10 protein-coding genes, 3 tRNA genes, 3 rRNA genes and 1 pseudogene are annotated in these 19,502 nt (G+C 44.5%); 3 read left to right on the forward strand and 14 right to left on the reverse strand.

Translation table 11 applies throughout. The features are described from left to right. Positions 1 to 478: 478 nt before the first annotated feature. Positions 479 to 1,951 (reverse strand): ketol-acid reductoisomerase, encoded by a 1,473-nt coding sequence (gene ilvC / locus M1F25_RS19605; protein ID WP_181488803.1) that lies wholly within the window; start codon positions 1,949 to 1,951, stop codon positions 479 to 481. A gap of 174 nt (positions 1,952 to 2,125) precedes the next feature. On the opposite strand from ilvC, the gene ilvY reads away from it, so the two are divergent. Beyond that, positions 2,126 to 3,022, forward strand: a complete 897-nt coding sequence (ilvY, locus tag M1F25_RS19610) for an HTH-type transcriptional activator IlvY (protein WP_004906122.1) — start codon at positions 2,126 to 2,128, stop codon at positions 3,020 to 3,022. Here ilvY and ilvA read toward each other — a convergent pair. The 6 genes from ilvA to ilvL all read right to left on the reverse strand — a co-directional run bounded on the left by ilvA (position 3,014) and on the right by ilvL (position 9,593). After that, positions 3,014 to 4,588 (reverse strand): threonine ammonia-lyase, biosynthetic, encoded by a 1,575-nt coding sequence (gene ilvA / locus M1F25_RS19615; RefSeq protein ID WP_144140410.1) that lies wholly within the window; start codon positions 4,586 to 4,588, stop codon positions 3,014 to 3,016. The two genes, ilvY and ilvA, sit on opposite strands and share 9 nt — an antisense overlap. 2 nt (positions 4,589 to 4,590) lie before the next feature. Further along, positions 4,591 to 6,441, reverse strand: coding sequence for a dihydroxy-acid dehydratase (gene ilvD, locus M1F25_RS19620; protein ID WP_094962446.1), 1,851 nt, complete (start codon positions 6,439 to 6,441; stop codon positions 4,591 to 4,593). Between the two features lie 67 nt (positions 6,442 to 6,508). Next, on the reverse strand, positions 6,509 to 7,435 hold the full coding sequence (locus M1F25_RS19625; protein ID WP_102139857.1) for a branched-chain amino acid transaminase: 927 nt from the start codon (positions 7,433 to 7,435) through the stop codon (positions 6,509 to 6,511). Between the two features lie 11 nt (positions 7,436 to 7,446). After that, the gene (ilvM, locus tag M1F25_RS19630) at positions 7,447 to 7,716 is read right to left on the reverse strand and encodes an acetolactate synthase 2 small subunit (protein WP_102139856.1); all 270 of its coding nucleotides are present in this window, start codon (positions 7,714 to 7,716) and stop codon (positions 7,447 to 7,449) included. Further along, positions 7,713 to 9,359, reverse strand: coding sequence for an acetolactate synthase 2 catalytic subunit (gene ilvG / locus M1F25_RS19635; RefSeq protein WP_181488805.1), 1,647 nt, complete (start codon positions 9,357 to 9,359; stop codon positions 7,713 to 7,715). Before ilvG ends, ilvM begins: the two co-directional genes overlap by 4 nt. 132 nt (positions 9,360 to 9,491) lie before the next feature. After that, a complete protein-coding gene (gene ilvL / locus M1F25_RS19640; protein ID WP_071524553.1) occupies positions 9,492 to 9,593 on the reverse strand; it encodes an ilv operon leader peptide in 102 nt (33 codons plus the stop codon). Between the two features lie 479 nt (positions 9,594 to 10,072). On the opposite strand from ilvL, the pseudogene M1F25_RS19645 reads away from it, so the two are divergent. After that, positions 10,073 to 11,599, forward strand: a pseudogene (locus M1F25_RS19645) (YifB family Mg chelatase-like AAA ATPase). A gap of 77 nt (positions 11,600 to 11,676) precedes the next feature. On the opposite strand, the gene M1F25_RS19650 reads toward M1F25_RS19645, so the two are convergent. Further along, positions 11,677 to 12,015 carry a DUF413 domain-containing protein gene (locus M1F25_RS19650; RefSeq protein ID WP_036958821.1) on the reverse strand — a complete coding sequence of 113 codons (339 nt, stop codon included), beginning with the start codon at positions 12,013 to 12,015 and terminating at the stop codon, positions 11,677 to 11,679. A gap of 112 nt (positions 12,016 to 12,127) precedes the next feature. Here M1F25_RS19650 and hdfR point away from each other — a divergent pair, with 112 nt between their 5' ends. Beyond that, positions 12,128 to 12,967, forward strand: coding sequence for an HTH-type transcriptional regulator HdfR (gene hdfR / locus M1F25_RS19655; protein ID WP_004906133.1), 840 nt, complete (start codon positions 12,128 to 12,130; stop codon positions 12,965 to 12,967). A 572-nt stretch (positions 12,968 to 13,539) separates the two neighbouring features. Here the strand turns inward: hdfR and M1F25_RS19660 are convergent. The 6 genes from M1F25_RS19660 to M1F25_RS19685 form a co-directional block, all read right to left on the reverse strand. Then, positions 13,540 to 13,615, reverse strand: a tRNA-Trp gene (locus M1F25_RS19660). An 8-nt stretch (positions 13,616 to 13,623) separates the two neighbouring features. Then, positions 13,624 to 13,700, reverse strand: a tRNA-Asp gene (locus M1F25_RS19665). Between the two features lie 59 nt (positions 13,701 to 13,759). Beyond that, positions 13,760 to 13,875: ribosomal RNA gene (rrf, locus tag M1F25_RS19670) — 5S ribosomal RNA — on the reverse strand. A gap of 140 nt (positions 13,876 to 14,015) precedes the next feature. Further along, positions 14,016 to 16,924 (reverse strand): 23S ribosomal RNA (locus tag M1F25_RS19675). Positions 16,925 to 17,273: 349 nt separating this feature from the next. Further along, a tRNA-Glu gene (locus M1F25_RS19680) sits at positions 17,274 to 17,349 on the reverse strand. 130 nt (positions 17,350 to 17,479) lie between these two features. Next, positions 17,480 to 19,019, reverse strand: a 16S ribosomal RNA gene (locus M1F25_RS19685). Together the 16S, 23S and 5S rRNA genes with 3 tRNA genes alongside form the textbook arrangement of a ribosomal RNA operon. Positions 19,020 to 19,502: the final 483 nt, after the last annotated feature.

Raw genomic sequence — 19,502 nt, forward strand, 5'->3', positions numbered from 1 at the left:
GGCTTCTCTACATCACTCAGTTATTCAAAAAGGAATTCGCTACAGATTGTAGCAGAAACCGACCCAACTCTTGAGCAACGATCTTCTCTATTTATAAAAAACAAAAAACCACATCATCCATCCGAATAATGTGGTTTTGTTCTTTTTCTTTTATAACATCAATGCTTTTTTCTACACTATTGCAAGAGAAAACATGGTGATTATCCAAAGCATTTCGCGTTCTAGGTAGGAAGCAAATAAGATTATCCCAAGGAGCATACTAAAGTATGTGACTTGGGTAACCGAGTGTAGCCAACGCACCTATCACGCGAAGAGTGACAAAAAATGAGTTAGCTATAACATCAATGCATTTTTCTAAACTATTCGCGTTAGAGGAAGGCGGCAAAGGAGGTTATCCCAAGGAGCATACACAAGTATGTGACTTGGGGAGCCGAGTGCAGCCAACGCGCCTATCACGCGAAGAGTGACGAAAAATGAGTTAGCCGACCGCAATCTTCTTCATATCCGTCATATAACCACGTAACGTCTTACCGATTTTCTCGATAGGATGGTTACGGATAGCTTCGTTGATATCACGTAACTGTGCGTTATCAGTGCCATTATCGGCAACTGGTTTCGCTAAATCCCCTGCTTGTAACTTCGTCATGAAATCCTTCAGCATTGGCACAACTGCGAATGAGAACAGATAGTTACCATACTCTGCAGTATCAGAGATAACCACGTTCATTTCATATAAACGTTTACGAGCAATGGTGTTCGCAATCAGTGGTAATTCATGCAGTGATTCATAGTAAGCCGATTCTTCTAAGATACCCGCTTCTAACATCGTATCGAACGCTAATTCAACACCCGCTTTAACCATAGCAACTAACAAAACACCGTGGTCGAAGTACTCTTGTTCTGCGATTTTCCCTTCATATTCAGGGTAATTTTCAAATGCTGTTTTGCCTGTCTCTTCACGCCATGTCAGCAAGTTTTTATCATCATTTGCCCAGTCTGCCATCATGGTTGCAGAAAATTCACCTGAAATGATGTCATCCATATGTTTTTGGAACAATGGCGCCATAATGGTTTTCAGTTGCTCAGATAACGCATAAGCACGTACTTTCGCAGGGTTAGACAAACGGTCCATCATCAGCGTGATACCGCCTTGTTTCAGTGCTTCGGTGATAGTTTCCCAGCCAAACTGAATTAATTTTCCTGCGTAGCCTGGCTCAACACCGTCTGCGACCATTTTGTCGTAACTCAGTAATGCCCCCGCTTGCAGCATTCCACACAGAATAGTTTGCTCGCCCATCAGGTCAGACTTAACTTCTGCAACAAATGAGGATTCCAAAACACCTGCACGGTGGCCACCAGTCGCTGCTGCCCACGCTTTGGCAATCGCCATACCCTCACCTTTCGGGTCATTTTCTGGGTGTACTGCAATCAGCGTTGGAACACCAAAACCACGCTTGTATTCTTCACGAACTTCAGTACCTGGGCATTTTGGCGCTACCATCACAACAGTAATATCTTTACGAATTTCTTCGCCAACTTCAACAATGTTGAAGCCATGTGAATAACCCAGTGCTGCACCTTGTTTCATCATAGGCTGAACAGCGCGAACAACGGTTGAGTGCTGCTTGTCTGGCGTTAAGTTAATAACCAAATCAGCGGTAGGGATCAGTTCTTCATAAGTACCAACTTTGAAACCATTTTCTGTCGCTTTGCGCCATGAAGCACGTTTCTCTGCAATTGCTTCATCACGTAATGCATAAGCAATATCTAAACCTGAATCACGCATATTCAGGCCTTGGTTTAAACCTTGCGCTCCACAACCGACGATGACGATTTTTTTACCTTTCAGAAAACCTGCTTCATCTGCAAACTCTTCGCGCTGCATAAAGCGGCACTTGCCTAACTGAGCTAACTGCTCACGCAAATTCAATGTGTTAAAATAATTCGCCATTGTCATACTCCATTGTTCTGTTGTGTTCGTTATGTCAGGCAGTCTGCCTGTCGCTCATTTTTGAGCGTTTATGGATTTACTATATGCGATGTTTCGCATTGCTTAAATTGATATATTAACAATACAATGTTGCAATATCTGCAACGCCATTAATTATGTTAATTAGAGGGCAAAATGGACATTCGCGATCTCAAGCTTTTTTTGCATTTAGCACAAAGTTGCCACTTCGGGCGCACATCTAAAGCGATGCATGTCAGTCCTTCCACGTTGTCTCGGCAAATACAACGCCTCGAAGAGCAGCTTGGTCACCCACTATTTGTGCGAGATAACCGCTCAGTTAAATTGACCCAAGCAGGGGAACACCTTAAGCAATTTGCCCAACAAACATTATTGCAATATCAACAGCTGCAACATGCTCTCAACCAGCAAAGTCCATCGCTCAGTGGGGAACTACATCTTTTTTGCTCAGTTACAGCAGCTTATAGTCATTTACCCGAAGTTTTAGATAAATTCCGTGCGCTACACCCATTAGTGGAAATTAAACTCACGACAGGGGACGCAGCGGATGCTGTCGAAAAAGTGGAAACTCATGAAGCTGATCTTGGCATCGCTGGGAAACCCGAGCGCTTACCTGATAACGTCCGTTTTGCAAAAATCGGCGAAATCCCTCTCGTTTTGATTGCGCCATCACTACCCTGTGCTGTACGAAGCATGGTAACAGAAGCGGAACCTGATTGGTCTACCGTCCCCTTTATCCTGCCTGAGCACGGCCCATCTCGTAAACGTATCGAACTCTGGTTCCGTCGCCATAATATCAATAACCCTGTCATTTATGCGACGGTATCAGGCCATGAGGCAATTGTGTCAATGGTGGCTTTGGGATGCGGTATTGCCTTGATTCCTAGTGTGGTCGTTGATAACAGCCCAGAACCCGTACGCAGCCGTATTTCACAGCTCGATAATATTTCAATGGTAGAACCTTTTGAACTCGGCGTTTGCCTATTAAGCAAACGCCTGAGTGAACCATTAATTAAAGCGTTTTGGGAATTACTCCCAGACAACTCAATCTAAGGTTCTTTGGCTATCTTGCGGCGCTAAGAAAAAACGGAAAGACGGGTTTCCTGTTTCATCATGATATTCATAACCTAACGCATCAAGATGCCTATCAAAACGTACTTCTGGCCCAGCCAGTTCAAACGCCGCCAGCACTCGCCCATAATCTGTACCATGGCTGCGATAATGAAATAACGTAATATTCCAATGAGTCCCAAGTGTCTCTAAGAATCTCAGTAATGCACCTGGAGACTCTGGAAATTCAAAGCTATACAATCTTTCATCTAATGGCTTTGATGGGCGACCACCAATCATATAACGCACATGAAGTTTTGCCATTTCATCATCTGATAAATCATCGACTTCATAGCCGTTACTTCTAAGTTCTTGGATAATCTCCGAGCGCTCGCCATCACGGCCACTTAAACGCACCCCAACAAAAATACAAGCACGGTCAGGATCGGCATCCGTATATCGATAGTTAAACTCCGTAATGGCTCGATGGCCTAGTAACTGGCAAAAACGTAAGAAACTCCCTTTTTGCTCAGGAATGGTCACTGCCAGCAAAGCTTCTCGTTGTTCACCAATTTCACAGCGCTCAGAAACATAACGCAGCCCGTGGAAATTCATATTCGCACCGGACAAAATATGTGCTAAACGTTCGCCTTTGATGTTGTGCTGCTGTACATATTTTTTCAATCCAGCCAATGCCAAAGCGCCTGAAGGCTCTGCTATCGCGCGAACATCTTCAAAAATATCTTTCAATGCTGCACAAATGGAATCACTATCAACAGTGATAACATCATCAACATATTGCTGGCACAATCTGAAGGTTTCATCGCCAATACGTTTGACTGCCACACCTTCTGCGAACAAGCCAACACGCGGTAAATCAACAGGGTGCCCAGCCTCCAATGCCGCTTTTAGACAGGCGGCATCTTCAGACTCCACACCAATAATTTTAATCTCTGGCATTAACTGCTTAATAATCACAGCGACGCCCGCAATTAACCCACCACCACCTACTGGGATAAAAATTCGGTCTAAATGAACATCTTGTTGCAATAGTTCCAGTGCTATCGTAGCTTGGCCTGCAATGACTGAAGGGTGATCAAAAGGTGGAACGAAGGTGTAGCCATCCTCTTCTGCCATTGTAATGGCTTTCGCTTTCGCTTCATCAAAATTAGCGCCATGTAAAATAGCTTCGCCACCGAAGCTTCGTACTGCATCCACTTTGATATCTGCTGTTGCGACTGGCATGACGATTTTTGCTTTCACACCCACACGGTTTGCCGATAATGCAACGCCTTGAGCGTGGTTCCCTGCAGAAGCGGTCACCACACCTTTGCTTTTTTGCTCTTCGGTTAAACTCGCAATCATGGCGTAAGCACCACGGAGCTTAAAGCTATGTACAGGCTGCCTATCTTCGCGCTTTACTAAAATGGTATTGCCCAGGCGTGAAGATATTTTATCCATCTGTTGAAGAGGCGTTACTTGTGCAGCTTCATAAACCGGCGCACTTAGCGCCGCTTTTAAGTAATCTGCTCCGGTTGGGGCAGCCGGTAATGGTTTTGCTGCAGCCACAATTAGCCCCCTAATTTCGACTTGTCACGAACAGCACCTTTGTCTGCGCTCGTCGCCAAAGAAGCGTAAGCACGCAGAGCAAAAGAAACCTCACGCTGACGATTACGCGGGGTGTAAGCTTTATCGCCTCGAGCTAATTCAGCTTCACGGCGTTGATTCAATTCGCTTTCACTCACATCCAGCACCATCGTTCTTTTTGGAATATCAATATCAATAATATCGCCATCTTGAACTAATGCTAATAAGCCACCACTCGCTGCTTCTGGCGAAATATGACCGATAGAAAGGCCAGAACTACCACCCGAAAAACGGCCATCCGTTATTAATGCGCAGCTTTTCCCTAATCCCATTGATTTGAGGTATGAAGTTGGATAAAGCATTTCTTGCATGCCTGGACCACCTTTTGGCCCTTCATAGCGAATAACAACCACATCTCCTTCAACGACTTTGCCACCCAGAATGGCTTCTACTGCGTCATCTTGGCTTTCAAACACTTTGGCTGGGCCACGGAATGTTAAGCTGCCTTCATCAACTCCAGCGGTTTTAACAATACAGCCATCTTCTGCAATATTTCCAGATAGGACTGCCAAACCCCCATCCAAACTATACGCATGCTCAATACTACGGATACATCCATTTTCACGGTCAGTATCCAATGATGGCCAGCGGCAATTCTGTGAAAAGGCTTTTGTTGTACGGATCCCAGCAGGGCCCGCAGAGAACATTGATTTAACAGACTCGTCCTTCGTTAACATCACATCATATTGCGCTAATGTTTCTTGGAAGCTCAGCCCTAAAATATTAGTTACGTTTTCTTGCAACAAACCTGCACGGCTCAATTCACCTAAAATACCGATAACCCCACCAGCACGGTGAACATCTTCCATATGGTATTTTTGTGTACTCGGTGCAACCTTACACAAATGCGGAACTTTACGTGATAAACGGTCGATATCATCCATGGTGAAATCAATCTCGGCTTCCTGAGCCGCCGCAAGCAAATGCAGAACTGTGTTAGTTGAACCACCCATCGCAATATCCAACGTCATCGCATTTTCAAATGCAGATTTATTGGCGATATTGCGTGGTAACGCACTTTCATCATCTTGTTCGTAATAGCGTTTGGTTAATTCAACAATGCGCTTACCTGCATTAATAAATAACGTTTCGCGATCTGCGTGAGTCGCCAACAATGAGCCATTTCCTGGCTGAGATAACCCAAGCGCCTCAGTTAAGCAGTTCATTGAGTTTGCAGTAAACATTCCTGAGCAAGAACCACACGTTGGGCATGCTGAACGTTCTATTTGCTCGCTATCTGCATCGCTCACATTTGGGTTCGCTCCTTGGATCATGGCATCAACCAAATCGAGCTTGATAATTTGGTCTGAAAGCTTGGTTTTACCCGCTTCCATCGGGCCACCCGAAACAAAAATAACTGGAATATTGAGGCGCAATGACGCCATCAACATGCCTGGGGTGATCTTATCGCAGTTTGAAATACATACCATGGCATCCGCACAATGTGCATTCACCATATATTCAACCGAGTCTGCAATTAATTCACGAGAAGGTAAGGAATACAGCATTCCGCCATGTCCCATGGCAATCCCATCGTCAACTGCGATTGTATTAAACTCTTTCGCAACACCACCTGCATTTTCAATTTGCTCTGCAACTAATTTGCCTAAATCACGTAGATGTACGTGACCAGGAACAAACTGTGTGAATGAGTTAACAACAGCAATAATGGGCTTTCCAAAATCAGCATCGGTCATGCCTGTTGCACGCCATAATGCACGAGCCCCAGCCATATTACGACCATGAGTTGTTGTTGCTGAACGGTACTTAGGCATATCTTTAACTCCCGTGTTTAAAACAGGCGGGGAACGTCCGCCTGTAACATCTATTTCAATTTAATTATTAAGGGTTTACTGGATCTAACCAGCCCCATTTATCTTCTGTTGTGCCATCAAATAAGCCAAAGAATGCTTGCTGAATTTTCTTGGTTACTGGGCCACAACGACCAATGCCGACTTGGATACCATCAACGCTACGTACTGGAGTAATTTCGGCAGCTGTGCCTGTCATAAAGACTTCATCAGCAAGATAGAGAGATTCGCGTGATAGTGTTTGCTCACGAACTTCAATACCCATATCTTTTGCTAAGGTTAAAATTGCATCGCGTGTAATACCCGGTAATGCAGATGATGTGAACGGAGGCGTATACAGGATGCCATCTTTCACCTCAAAAATATTTTCCCCTGCGCCTTCTGAAAGATACCCATGAACATCTAGCGCAATCCCTTCTTGGTAACCATGGCGACGCGCTTCACTACCAACCAGTAATGAAGACAGGTAGTTACCACCTGCTTTTGCCCCTGTAGGAATGGTGTTTGGTGCAACACGATTCCAAGAAGACACCATCGCATCAATGCCTTGGTCTAACGCTTCTTCACCTAAATAAGCACCCCATGGGAACGCAGCTAAAATCACATCGGTGTTATAACCGTCTGGTGGGTTAACACCCATACCAACATCACCAATAAATACTAATGGGCGAATATATGCACTGACTAAGTTATTTTTACGCAGAGTTGCACGACATGCTTCCATTAACTCTTCCACACTGTAGCTGACAGGCATACGGTAAATTTTCGCTGAATCATGCAAACGTTGCATATGCTCACGGTGGCGGAAGACCACGGGACCTTTGTGTGAGTCATAACAACGGACGCCTTCAAACACTGATGTACCATAGTGCAGAGCATGAGACATAACATGAACCTTTGCATCAGCCCATGGCGTCATTTCACCGTTAAACCAAATAAAGTCAGCTTTCTTAGTCATTTGTATATTCCTTACATTGCACTTTGTGTGCGTAATAGTCGTGATTCTTGTTGTCGTACTTCAACTTCTGTAATGTCTGAAAGCTTGGTTAACTGTGCACAAAGCTGGGTTAATGGCCTTTGACTACTTACAGTAAGTTCAATATTAACATTGTCGCCGTCTGTCGATTGCCCCATATTCATGGCATTAATACGAAATCCACGATGGCGAGTGACCCTTAATATACGCTCTAAAACCTCAGGACGGAAACGGGCCAATATCGAGATTTGATGTTGCATCATAATGGTTTCTCCATCATTTTTTCATTACTAGCCCCAGGTGGAACCAACGGCCAGACATTTTCTAATTCATTAATTGATACCTGTAATAAATAGGCACCTTCACTATTAAGTAATTCATCTAATGCAGAGTTAACTTCCGACTTGTCCGTGATCCGTTGGCCTTTGATACCAAACGCACTGGCTAATGCCACAAAATCAGGGTTATCTGTTAAAATTGTTTCGCTATAGCGCTGTTCAAAAAACAGTTCTTGCCACTGACGGACCATGCCTAATCGTTGGTTATCGATCAAAAGGATTTTTACAGGAAGTTGCTTACGTTTGATGGTTCCCAGCTCTTGGACATTCATCATAAATGAGCCATCCCCAGAGACACAAACAACGGTATCTTCAGGCCTAGCAACCTGTGCACCAATTGCTGCAGGGATACCAAACCCCATGGTTCCAAGCCCACTTGAAGTTAAGAAGTTTTCAGGCGCATCAACGGTGATATGTTGCGCTGACCACATTTGGTGTTGCCCTACATCAGTGGTAACAACGGTATTTGGCTTCATTTTATCCGACAGCTGTTTCAGTAATAATGGCGCATAAATAGGCTCACCAGGATGGTCATAACGCCAACCGAATTCTTTTTTAAGTTGCTGAACTTCCTGCTGCCAAAGCGCAATTGATTTTTTAAGCATTAATTCAGGTAGTAATACCTTTGCATCACCATGCAGCGCAACATGAGTTTGACGTAATTTATCCAGTTCTACGTGATCTATATCGATATGAATCACTTTGGCGTTCGGTGCAAAAGTATTTAACTTACCTGTTACCCTATCATCAAAACGAGCACCAACAGCGATGAGTAAGTCACAACGTTGTACTGAGATATTGGCTGCCTTAGTGCCATGCATCCCTAACATACCTAAATAGTTTTCATCTAAAGGACTCACAGCACCAAGGCCTTTTAATGTTGCAACTGAAGGAATGCCTGTAAACTCAATAAATTCACGCAATTCTGTAACCGCACCAGACATTCCAACACCACCGCCAACATACAACATAGGCTTTTCTGATTGTTCTAATAACATTCTAGCTTGTTGAATTTCAGATAAAGGCGAGGTAACTTCCTGCTCTACTGGCATTAAAAACGGAGACAGCTCAGCTTGTTGTAGCTGAATATCTTTCGGAATATCAATCAGTACAGGGCCAGGACGCCCACTATTTGCGATTGCGAAAGCCTCAGCAAGAATGCGAGGTAAATCTTCGATATCTTCAACTAAAAAGCTATGTTTAGTACAAGCTAAAGACAACCCTAAGACATCGATTTCCTGAAAGGCATCGGTTCCGATAAACTCAGAGGCGACTTGCCCGGTAATCGCGACAATAGGGACGGAGTCTAATAATGCGTCAGCTAATCCCGTGATAACATTTGTTGCACCAGGGCCAGATGTTGCGATACATACCCCTGTTTTTCCTGTTGAACGTGCATAGCCAATCGCAGCGATTACAGCACCTTGCTCATGTCGACACAACAAATGCTCAACTCCACCATCATACAATGCATCATAAACTGGCATTATTGCGCCACCAGGATAACCAAATACGGTATCAACCCCCTGTGCTCGCAATGCTTGAACTAACCATTGTGCTCCGTTCATGCTTTATCTCCTGTCCATCTATTTTATCTATTTGTATTTGTTATGTTTTATTTTGTGTGTTTGCATTAATCAACATTTATGTCAAAAAAAACCCCGCGCCTTTCGGTGCGGGGTTCTCGTGAGATCTGGCTGTTATTTTAGCCTTCGTCGTCCAAGTGCAGCCCCGCACGGTGGGATAATAATCACCACCACGCTAATAATAATTAGGCTAACTGCTTGGATAAATGCGTTCATGAGTTTTACTTTTTCAATATTCTTAATTATCTATTATTTAGAGTTATCATTTTAAAATCGTTTTGACAACTTTTATTTAATTTATTTATTTTCAAAACATTAAATTATTTAAAAATCATATCGTTATCAACAAATTAGCATTATAAACTGCTTAAACTACCGTTTCTCAGTAAAATTCAATAGAATACATAGCATAATCAGCTACATCATCCGCACCAGCCATTCAATACCATTAAGATTCACGCCAAAAAACTAATTACTTTTTCTTATGAATATCCAAGTTCAGTATAGCTTCCACTCTTTATAAAATTAACACAATCACTGTTATAACAAGTCCTCGAAGCTACTCGACGCAAATTGAAACAGCCTAGTAACTAAGCAATTAAATTATCGAGCAGCTTCGCAAATATGTTATCAACTCAAGATAAACAAACCTAATTTCAGCAGAATATTACTCTGTAAAAAATATTGGAGGGCTTATGACATTAGCAATTGTTTACACTAGAGCATCAATTGGGTTAGAAGCACCTCTTGTTACTGTTGAGGCACATATTAGTAATGGGCTTCCAGGTTTAACACTTGTTGGGCTACCAGAAACAGCAGTAAAAGAAGCAAGAGATAGAGTTCGAAGCGCTCTACTAAATAGCGGGTTTGAATATCCAGCTAAAAAAATGACGGTTAATTTAGCCCCAGCAGATTTACCAAAAGAAAGTGGTCGGTATGACCTTGCCATCGCTATTGCCATACTCGCATCATCAGGGCAAATCCCCCACGATCCATTAAAACAATATGAATTTTTAGGCGAACTTGCTTTGTCTGGCGATGTTCGCTATGTCAACAGTGCTATCCCAGCGGCCCAATCAGCATTAAAACAACAGCGCTCTTTAATACTATCAACGGAGAACCAACACCAACTAGGCCTACTTCCAGATAATAGCGTTTATTTCACGACATCCTTATTAGAGCTCTGCCATTTTTTACATAACAAACACACATTAGTTTGTAATCAACAAGTTCATCAAGCATCTATCCCAACCAAGCAAGAAGGTGATATCAACGATATTATTGGTCAAGAACATGGGAAACGGGCATTAGAAATCTGTGCTGCAGGTGGACACAATTTACTCTTGTTAGGTCCTCCGGGGACAGGAAAAACTATGCTAGCAAGCCGTCTAATGACTTTACTCCCCCCATTAACCTCTCAAGAAGCCTTAGAAGTTGCTTCACTACATAGTTTAAGTGAAAACACAAAAGAAGACATGAATTGGCCAATAAGGCCTTTTAGAGCACCCCACCATAGTGCATCAATTGCCGCTTTAATTGGTGGTGGCTCTCTTCCCAAACCTGGTGAGATCTCACTTGCACACCATGGTGTTTTATTTTTAGATGAATTACCCGAATTTAGCCGCTCGGTATTAGATTCTTTACGAGAACCCCTAGAATCTAGAAAAATTAGCATTTCTCGAGCAAAAGCAAAAGTTTGCTATCCTGCCAGTTTCCAGCTAATTGCGGCCCTAAATCCTAGCCCAACAGGCCATTACCAAGGATAAATGAGCCGCTCAGCTCCTACTCGCATACTACGTTATCTTTCACGCATATCAGGGCCTTTTATTGACCGATTTGATCTTTCAATAGAGATTCCATTATTACCTCTCGGTTCATTAAGTAATCAAACTAACCAAGGTGAAACAAGTGAACAGGTTAGACAAAGAGTCATCGAAGCCAGAAATAGGCAACTTAGGCGAGCTGGAAAAATTAATAGTTTATTAACACCAAGAGAAACCACACAATTTTGCCTGCTAACAACAAAAGATGCGTTATTCTTAGAACATGCATTAAATAAGCTAGGTCTTTCCATTCGAGCTTGGCACAGAATTTTAAGGGTTGCTAGAACAATCGCCGACCTTAATGCCGCAGAAACTATTGAACGTTCAGATTTATTAGAAGCTTTGGGGTATCGAGCAATGGATAAGTTATTGCTTCATTTGCAAAAACAAGTAAGCTGAGAAGAGTGGACAGATAAGTACTTATTATCCCGTAGAAATAAAGGGACCGAAGTCCCTCTTATCATACGATGATAATATTAATCATCTGTATCAGTGTAGTCTTCCGATGGGTCTATCTGCGGTTTACCGCCAGATAAAGTATGGAAGCGTTTTGGACGGTTAATACGGCTAGAATATTTTGTCCAAACTTTTTCTTCTGGGGTAGCCGGTTCACGTTCACCACGGCATACAGCGACGAAAAGTTTTTCTTCTTCTGTCTGAGGTGCACGTTTACCTGTATCAAGCTCATTAAAAGCTTGGCCGAGACGTTCTAGCAACTGAGCTTCTTTAATGGTGAAATCACCATGACGAGAAAAGCCACGTGGGTAATGTTTGTTATCAAAAAAACGATTAGTCGTGATGAAGCTATCTGCCATCTGACACACTCCTAACTTATTACAGTCAAACTCTATATGGCGCGGAGTATTAGACAGCATTGACAATCTGTAAAACAAAACATTTAAATCATCACGACAAAAATAATTGGAGATGCATGTGGACAGCGAGTTATTGAGAACTTTTTTAGAGGTCAGTAAAACTAGGCACTTTGGTCGAGCCGCAGAATCACTCTATTTAACGCAATCAGCGGTTAGCTTCCGTATTAGGCAATTAGAAACACAATTAGGTACAAGCCTATTTACGCGGCATAGAAACAATATCCGGTTAACGGCTGCAGGAGAAAGGCTTGTTCCATATGCTGAATCGTTAATGAATACCTGGCTGCAAGCTAAAAAAGAAATATCTCATGCCTCACAACACACAGAGCTTTCTATTGGTGCAACAGCTTCACTTTGGGAAGGTTATCTAACTGACTGGGTAGAAGAACTTTATAATCAACATGATGAACTACGGCTCGAAGCTAGGGTTTCAACGCGCCAGTCTCTTGTTAAGCAACTACATTCTAGAGAATTAGACTTATTAATCGCAACTGAACCACCTAAAATGGATGAGTTTGAAAGTACAATCATCGGTACGATTGACTTACAACTCATGGCTTCCCAAAAAAATATTGCACTCACAAAATATAATTTTATAAGGCTTGAATGGGGTGCTGACTTCCATCCAAAAAATGAACCTTCATTAACTCAAGATGACACACCTGTTATGATCACTACCTCAGCCCATATTACCCGCCAATTACTTCCTGTATCGCTTTCAGCGGCATTTTTACCTGCTCATTGGGTATATCAATATCCGGGCTTAAAAACGCTCTCAGAAACCTCAATAAACAAACCTTTGTATGCAGTTTGGCTCCAGAAAAACGATCAGCAAGCTCTTATCAATCAACTGATTAAAACTCCAATAAAAAATGCACAGTTAAGTGAATAAAAAATAAGAAGGTGAGTAACAAATCCACTCACCTTCCTATGATCCCATAAACAAACTATAGATCTCTGCAAAATAATCTTAATTGATACTTCATTTTGTTTTTTAATAAGATATATCAATAACAGATAACTGACCAATATTCATACAGCAATACAATGATATTTTGCTTTTTCAGCAAGATAATTTTTGAGCTTAATAAAAATTAAACTACCAACTTTATATATACTCTCATTTTTCTAACTTAAATATTGAGCACAACAAAATATCATTCAACCTGTGAATACTATTGAGAAGTATAAAGTCGTAAGTAACAACTCACTGATGATGCGAAAAATAAATATAAGATGGTGAAAATAAAAAGTAGCTAGGAGAACGTAACATCACAGTGTATTTAAATAGTGAATACGATTAAGAGATACAAAACAGTGGGATGGTTAATGGGATAAAATAAATTGAAAATTAGCAGAAGGGGAAAATAACTTTATATTTATAGTCACACGAATAAAGAAAAACCCGATTAAGCTAATCGGGTTATCAATAGATACTTCTTTTATTATTACTTAATTGGTAACTGGCAGGGGCGGAGAGACTCGAACTCCCAACACCCGGTTTTGGAGACCGGTGCTCTACCAATTGAACTACGCCCCTAAATTAAGTGGCGGAACGGACGGGACTCGAACCCGCGACCCCCTGCGTGACAGGCAGGTATTCTAACCAACTGAACTACCGCTCCACTTATTCTTTTGCCTTTCGGCTGTTTACTGCTTATTGAGCAATAAACCTTTAATTAATGTCTGGCAGTTCCCTACTCTCACATGGGGAGACCCCACACTACCATCGGCGCTACGGCGTTTCACTGCTGAGTTCGGCATGGGGTCAGGTGGGACCACCGCGCTATTGCCGCCAGACAAATTCTGTTTGTTCCCGTTTAGTTTTTTCTTCACTAAACCAGAACGTCAATCTCAAACAAGCTGTGTGTCCTTCACCTTTCGGCTTCTCACGTTCTCTGAAAAACAACTCTATCTCTCTAAAACACCTTCGGTGTTGTCAGGTTAAGCCTCACGGTTCATTAGTATTGGTTAGCTCAACGTATCGCTACGCTTACACACCCAACCTATCAACGTCTTAGTCTTAAACGTTCCTTTAGGACTCTTAAAGAGTCAGGGAAGACTCATCTCAAGGCAAGTTTCCCGCTTAGATGCTTTCAGCGGTTATCTCTTCCGCACTTAGCTACCGGGCAATGCCATTGGCATGACAACCCGAACACCAGTGGTGCGTCCACTCCGGTCCTCTCGTACTAGGAGCAGCCCCTTTCAATCTTCCAACGCCCACGGCAGATAGGGACCGAACTGTCTCACGACGTTCTAAACCCAGCTCGCGTACCACTTTAAACGGCGAACAGCCGTACCCTTGGGACCTACTTCAGCCCCAGGATGTGATGAGCCGACATCGAGGTGCCAAACACCGCCGTCGATATGAACTCTTGGGCGGTATCAGCCTGTTATCCCCGGAGTACCTTTTATCCGTTGAGCGATGGCCCTTCCATTCAGAACCACCGGATCACTAAGACCTACTTTCGTACCTGCTCGAGCCGTCACTCTCGCAGTCAAGCTGGCTTATGCCTTTGCACTAACCGCATGATGTCCGACCATGCTTAGCCAACCTTCGTGCTCCTCCGTTACTCTTTGGGAGGAGACCGCCCCAGTCAAACTACCCACCAGACACTGTCCGCACCCCAGATAATGGGGCAACGTTAGAACATCAAACATTAAAGGGTGGTATTTCAAGGTTGGCTCCACGCAGACTGGCGTCCACGCTTCAAAGCCTCCCACCTATCCTACACATCAAGGCTCAATGTTCAGTGTCAAGCTATAGTAAAGGTTCACGGGGTCTTTCCGTCTTGCCGCGGGTACACTGCATCTTCACAGCGAGTTCAATTTCACTGAGTCTCGGGTGGAGACAGCCTGGCCATCATTACGCCATTCGTGCAGGTCGGAACTTACCCGACAAGGAATTTCGCTACCTTAGGACCGTTATAGTTACGGCCGCCGTTTACTGGGGCTTCGATCAAGAGCTTCTCCTTACGGATAACCCCATCAATTAACCTTCCAGCACCGGGCAGGCGTCACACCGTATACGTCCACTTTCGTGTTTGCACAGTGCTGTGTTTTTAATAAACAGTTGCAGCCAGCTGGTATCTGCGACTGGCTTCAGCTCCATGAGTAAATCACTTCACCTAATGCCAGCGTGCCTTCTCCCGAAGTTACGGCACCATTTTGCCTAGTTCCTTCACCCGAGTTCTCTCAAGCGCCTGAGTATTCTCTACCTGACCACCTGTGTCGGTTTGGGGTACGATTAATGATAATCTAGAGCTTAGAGGCTTTTCCTGGAAGCGGGGCATGAGCTACTTCATCACCGTAGTGACTCGTCGTCGGACCTCAGCATGTAGTGAACCGGATTTGCCTAATTCACCTGCCTACATCCTTAAACCGGGACAACCGTCGCCCGGATAGCCTAGCCTTCTCCGTCCCCCCATCGCAATTATCACCAGTACGGGAATATTAACCCGTTTCCCATCGACTACGCATTTCTGCCTCGCCTTAGGGGTCGACTCACCCTGCCCCGATTAACGTTGGACAGGAACCCTTGGTCTTCCGGCGTGCGGGTTTTTCACCCGCATTATCGTTACTTATGTCAGCATTCGCACTTCTGATACCTCCAGCATGCCTCACAGCACACCTTCACAGGCTTACAGAACGCTCCCCTACCCAACAATATTTACATATCGCTGCCGCAGCTTCGGTGCATAGTTTAGCCCCGTTACATCTTCCGCGCAGGCCGACTCGACCAGTGAGCTATTACGCTTTCTTTAAATGATGGCTGCTTCTAAGCCAACATCCTGGCTGTCTGAGCCTTCCCACTTCGTTTCCCACTTAACTATGACTTTGGGACCTTAGCTGGCGGTCTGGGTTGTTTCCCTCTTCACGACGAACGTTAGCACCCGCCGTGTGTCTCCCGTGATAACATTCTTCGGTATTCGTAGTTTGCATCGAGTTGGTAAGTCGGGATGACCCCCTAGTCGAAACAGTGCTCTACCCCCGAAGATGAGTTCACGAGGCGCTACCTAAATAGCTTTCGGGGAGAACCAGCTATCTCCCGGTTTGATTGGCCTTTCACCCCCAGCCACAAGTCATCCGCTAATTTTTCAACATTAGTCGGTTCGGTCCTCCAGTTAGTGTTACCCAACCTTCAACCTGCCCATGGCTAGATCACCGGGTTTCGGGTCTATACCCTGCAACTTATTCGCCCAGTTAAGACTCGGTTTCCCTACGGCTCCCCTATACGGTTAACCTTGCTACAGAATATAAGTCGCTGACCCATTATACAAAAGGTACGCAGTCACCCTGATAAATCAAGGCTCCCACTGCTTGTACGTACACGGTTTCAGGTTCTATTTCACTCCCCTCGCCGGGGTTCTTTTCGCCTTTCCCTCACGGTACTGGTTCACTATCGGTCAATCAGGAGTATTTAGCCTTGGAGGATGGTCCCCCCATATTCAGACAGGATAACACGTGTCCCGCCCTACTCGTCGAGTTCACAACACTAACACCTTCGGATACGGGGCTATCACCCTTTACTGCCGGACTTTCCAGACCGTTCTCCTGATGCTAATGCTGATTAAGACTCTGGGCTGCTCCCCGTTCGCTCGCCGCTACTAGGGGAATCTCGGTTGATTTCTTTTCCTCGGGGTACTGAGATGTTTCAGTTCCCCCGGTTCGCTTCGTTTGACTATGTATTCATCAAACGATAGTGCAACGAATTGCACTGGGTTTCCCCATTCGGAAATCGTCGGTTGTAACGGTTCATATCACCTTACCGACGCTTATCGCAGATTAGCACGTCCTTCATCGCCTCTGATTGCCTAGGCATCCACCGTGTACGCTTAGTCGCTTAACCTCACAACCCGAAATTGTTTCAACGTTCACTTTACTGTCATGGCTGTGCGTGCATTCCTTCTTTGTTGGGCAGTGCTCGCAATGCTCACGTACCTAAGTACGCTGCGCTTGCTGTGCGCTGTCCGCCTTGAATTTCACACTGCTCGCGCATGCCGCTCGAGTTTGTGACCGAAAATTTCAGGTCTGAAATTTTGAGAGACTCTCACATTGTTTAAGCGATAAACAATGTGCGTTGTTTTCAATTTTCAGCTTGTTCCAGATTGTTAAAGAGCATAATTGTTAAACCAACTACAATATAATTGGCTTAATCATTATTGGGGACATCGTCTTTCACTCGATATCGGCGCAATTGGCGTCCCCTAGGGGATTCGAACCCCTGTTACCGCCGTGAAAGGGCGGTGTCCTAGGCCTCTAGACGAAGGGGACACGAAAATCACAAAAACTTTTGTGCTTTCATGTAAGTCCTATTCTCGCGAATAAGTCTCCCACGTATAGCCTATTGCTCTACTTTCTATCAGACAATCTGTGTGAGCACTTCACAAAAACACTTCAATGGTAAGGAGGTGATCCAACCGCAGGTTCCCCTACGGTTACCTTGTTACGACTTCACCCCAGTCATGAATCACAAAGTGGTAAGCGCCCTCCCGAAGGTTAAGCTACCTACTTCTTTTGCAACCCACTCCCATGGTGTGACGGGCGGTGTGTACAAGGCCCGGGAACGTATTCACCGTAGCATTCTGATCTACGATTACTAGCGATTCCGACTTCATGGAGTCGAGTTGCAGACTCCAATCCGGACTACGACGTACTTTATGAGTTCCGCTTGCTCTCGCGAGGTCGCTTCTCTTTGTATACGCCATTGTAGCACGTGTGTAGCCCTACTCGTAAGGGCCATGATGACTTGACGTCATCCCCACCTTCCTCCGGTTTATCACCGGCAGTCTCCTTTGAGTTCCCGACCGAATCGCTGGCAACAAAGGATAAGGGTTGCGCTCGTTGCGGGACTTAACCCAACATTTCACAACACGAGCTGACGACAGCCATGCAGCACCTGTCTCAGAGTTCCCGAAGGCACCAAAGCATCTCTGCTAAGTTCTCTGGATGTCAAGAGTAGGTAAGGTTCTTCGCGTTGCATCGAATTAAACCACATGCTCCACCGCTTGTGCGGGCCCCCGTCAATTCATTTGAGTTTTAACCTTGCGGCCGTACTCCCCAGGCGGTCGATTTAACGCGTTAGCTCCGAAAGCCACTCCTCTAGGGAACAACCTTCAAATCGACATCGTTTACAGCGTAGACTACCAGGGTATCTAATCCTGTTTGCTCCCCACGCTTTCGCACCTGAGCGTCAGTCTTTGTCCAGGGGGCCGCCTTCGCCACCGGTATTCCTCCACATCTCTACGCATTTCACCGCTACACATGGAATTCTACCCCCCTCTACAAGACTCTAGCTGACCAGTCTTAGATGCCATTCCCAGGTTAAGCCCGGGGATTTCACATCTAACTTAATCAACCGCCTGCGTGCGCTTTACGCCCAGTAATTCCGATTAACGCTTGCACCCTCCGTATTACCGCGGCTGCTGGCACGGAGTTAGCCGGTGCTTCTTCTGTCGGTAACGTCAATCGCTGATGATATTAGCATCAGCGCCTTCCTCCCGACTGAAAGTACTTTACAACCCTAGGGCCTTCTTCATACACGCGGCATGGCTGCATCAGGCTTGCGCCCATTGTGCAATATTCCCCACTGCTGCCTCCCGTAGGAGTCTGGGCCGTGTCTCAGTCCCAGTGTGGCTGATCATCCTCTCAGACCAGCTAGGGATCGTCGCCTTGGTGAGCCATTACCTCACCAACTAGCTAATCCCATATGGGTTCATCCGATAGCGCAAGGACCGAAGTTCCCCTGCTTTGCTCCTGAGAGATTATGCGGTATTAGCTACCGTTTCCAGTAGTTATCCCCCTCTATCGGGCAGATCCCCATACATTACTCACCCGTCCGCCGCTCGTCAGCGGGAAGCAAGCTTCCCCTGTTACCGCTCGACTTGCATGTGTTAGGCCTGCCGCCAGCGTTCAATCTGAGCCATGATCAAACTCTTCAATTAAAAAGCTTGATGCTCAAAGAATGTTTACTGTCGTATGTCTTCTTGCGAAAACATATTACCTATTAGTTCATATATATGAATTAACGTGTTAGTCACTCTTCAAGACTTAAAATCAAATATTTTTTTGATAGTGTCCTGTGAGTGCCCACACAGATTGTCTGATAAATTGTTAAAGAGCGTTGCGACTGAATCTTTCGATTTCTGAACCGGATTTCGTGAACCAGGTCGTTGTCGCGAGGTGTCGTATAATACGTTTTTTATTTAGAAAGTCAAGCGTTTATTTTCAACTTTTTTCTTTCTCACCTCTGTTATCACTGGGTTATGAAGTTTTCTTCTAACCGGTTTGTCGTGACAACGGATGCGCATTATAGGGAGCCTTCAAAATTACACAACCTTTTTTTTAAAAAAAAACTCTGTTTGCGGATAAAATAGCCACCTTGTGCTTTTTCACCGCATAACGGTTATAAAAGAAACGACTTCATG

Origin of the sequence: Providencia sp. PROV109 (genome assembly GCF_033681625.1) — a bacterium.
GTDB classification, from domain to species: domain Bacteria; phylum Pseudomonadota; class Gammaproteobacteria; order Enterobacterales; family Enterobacteriaceae; genus Providencia; species Providencia hangzhouensis.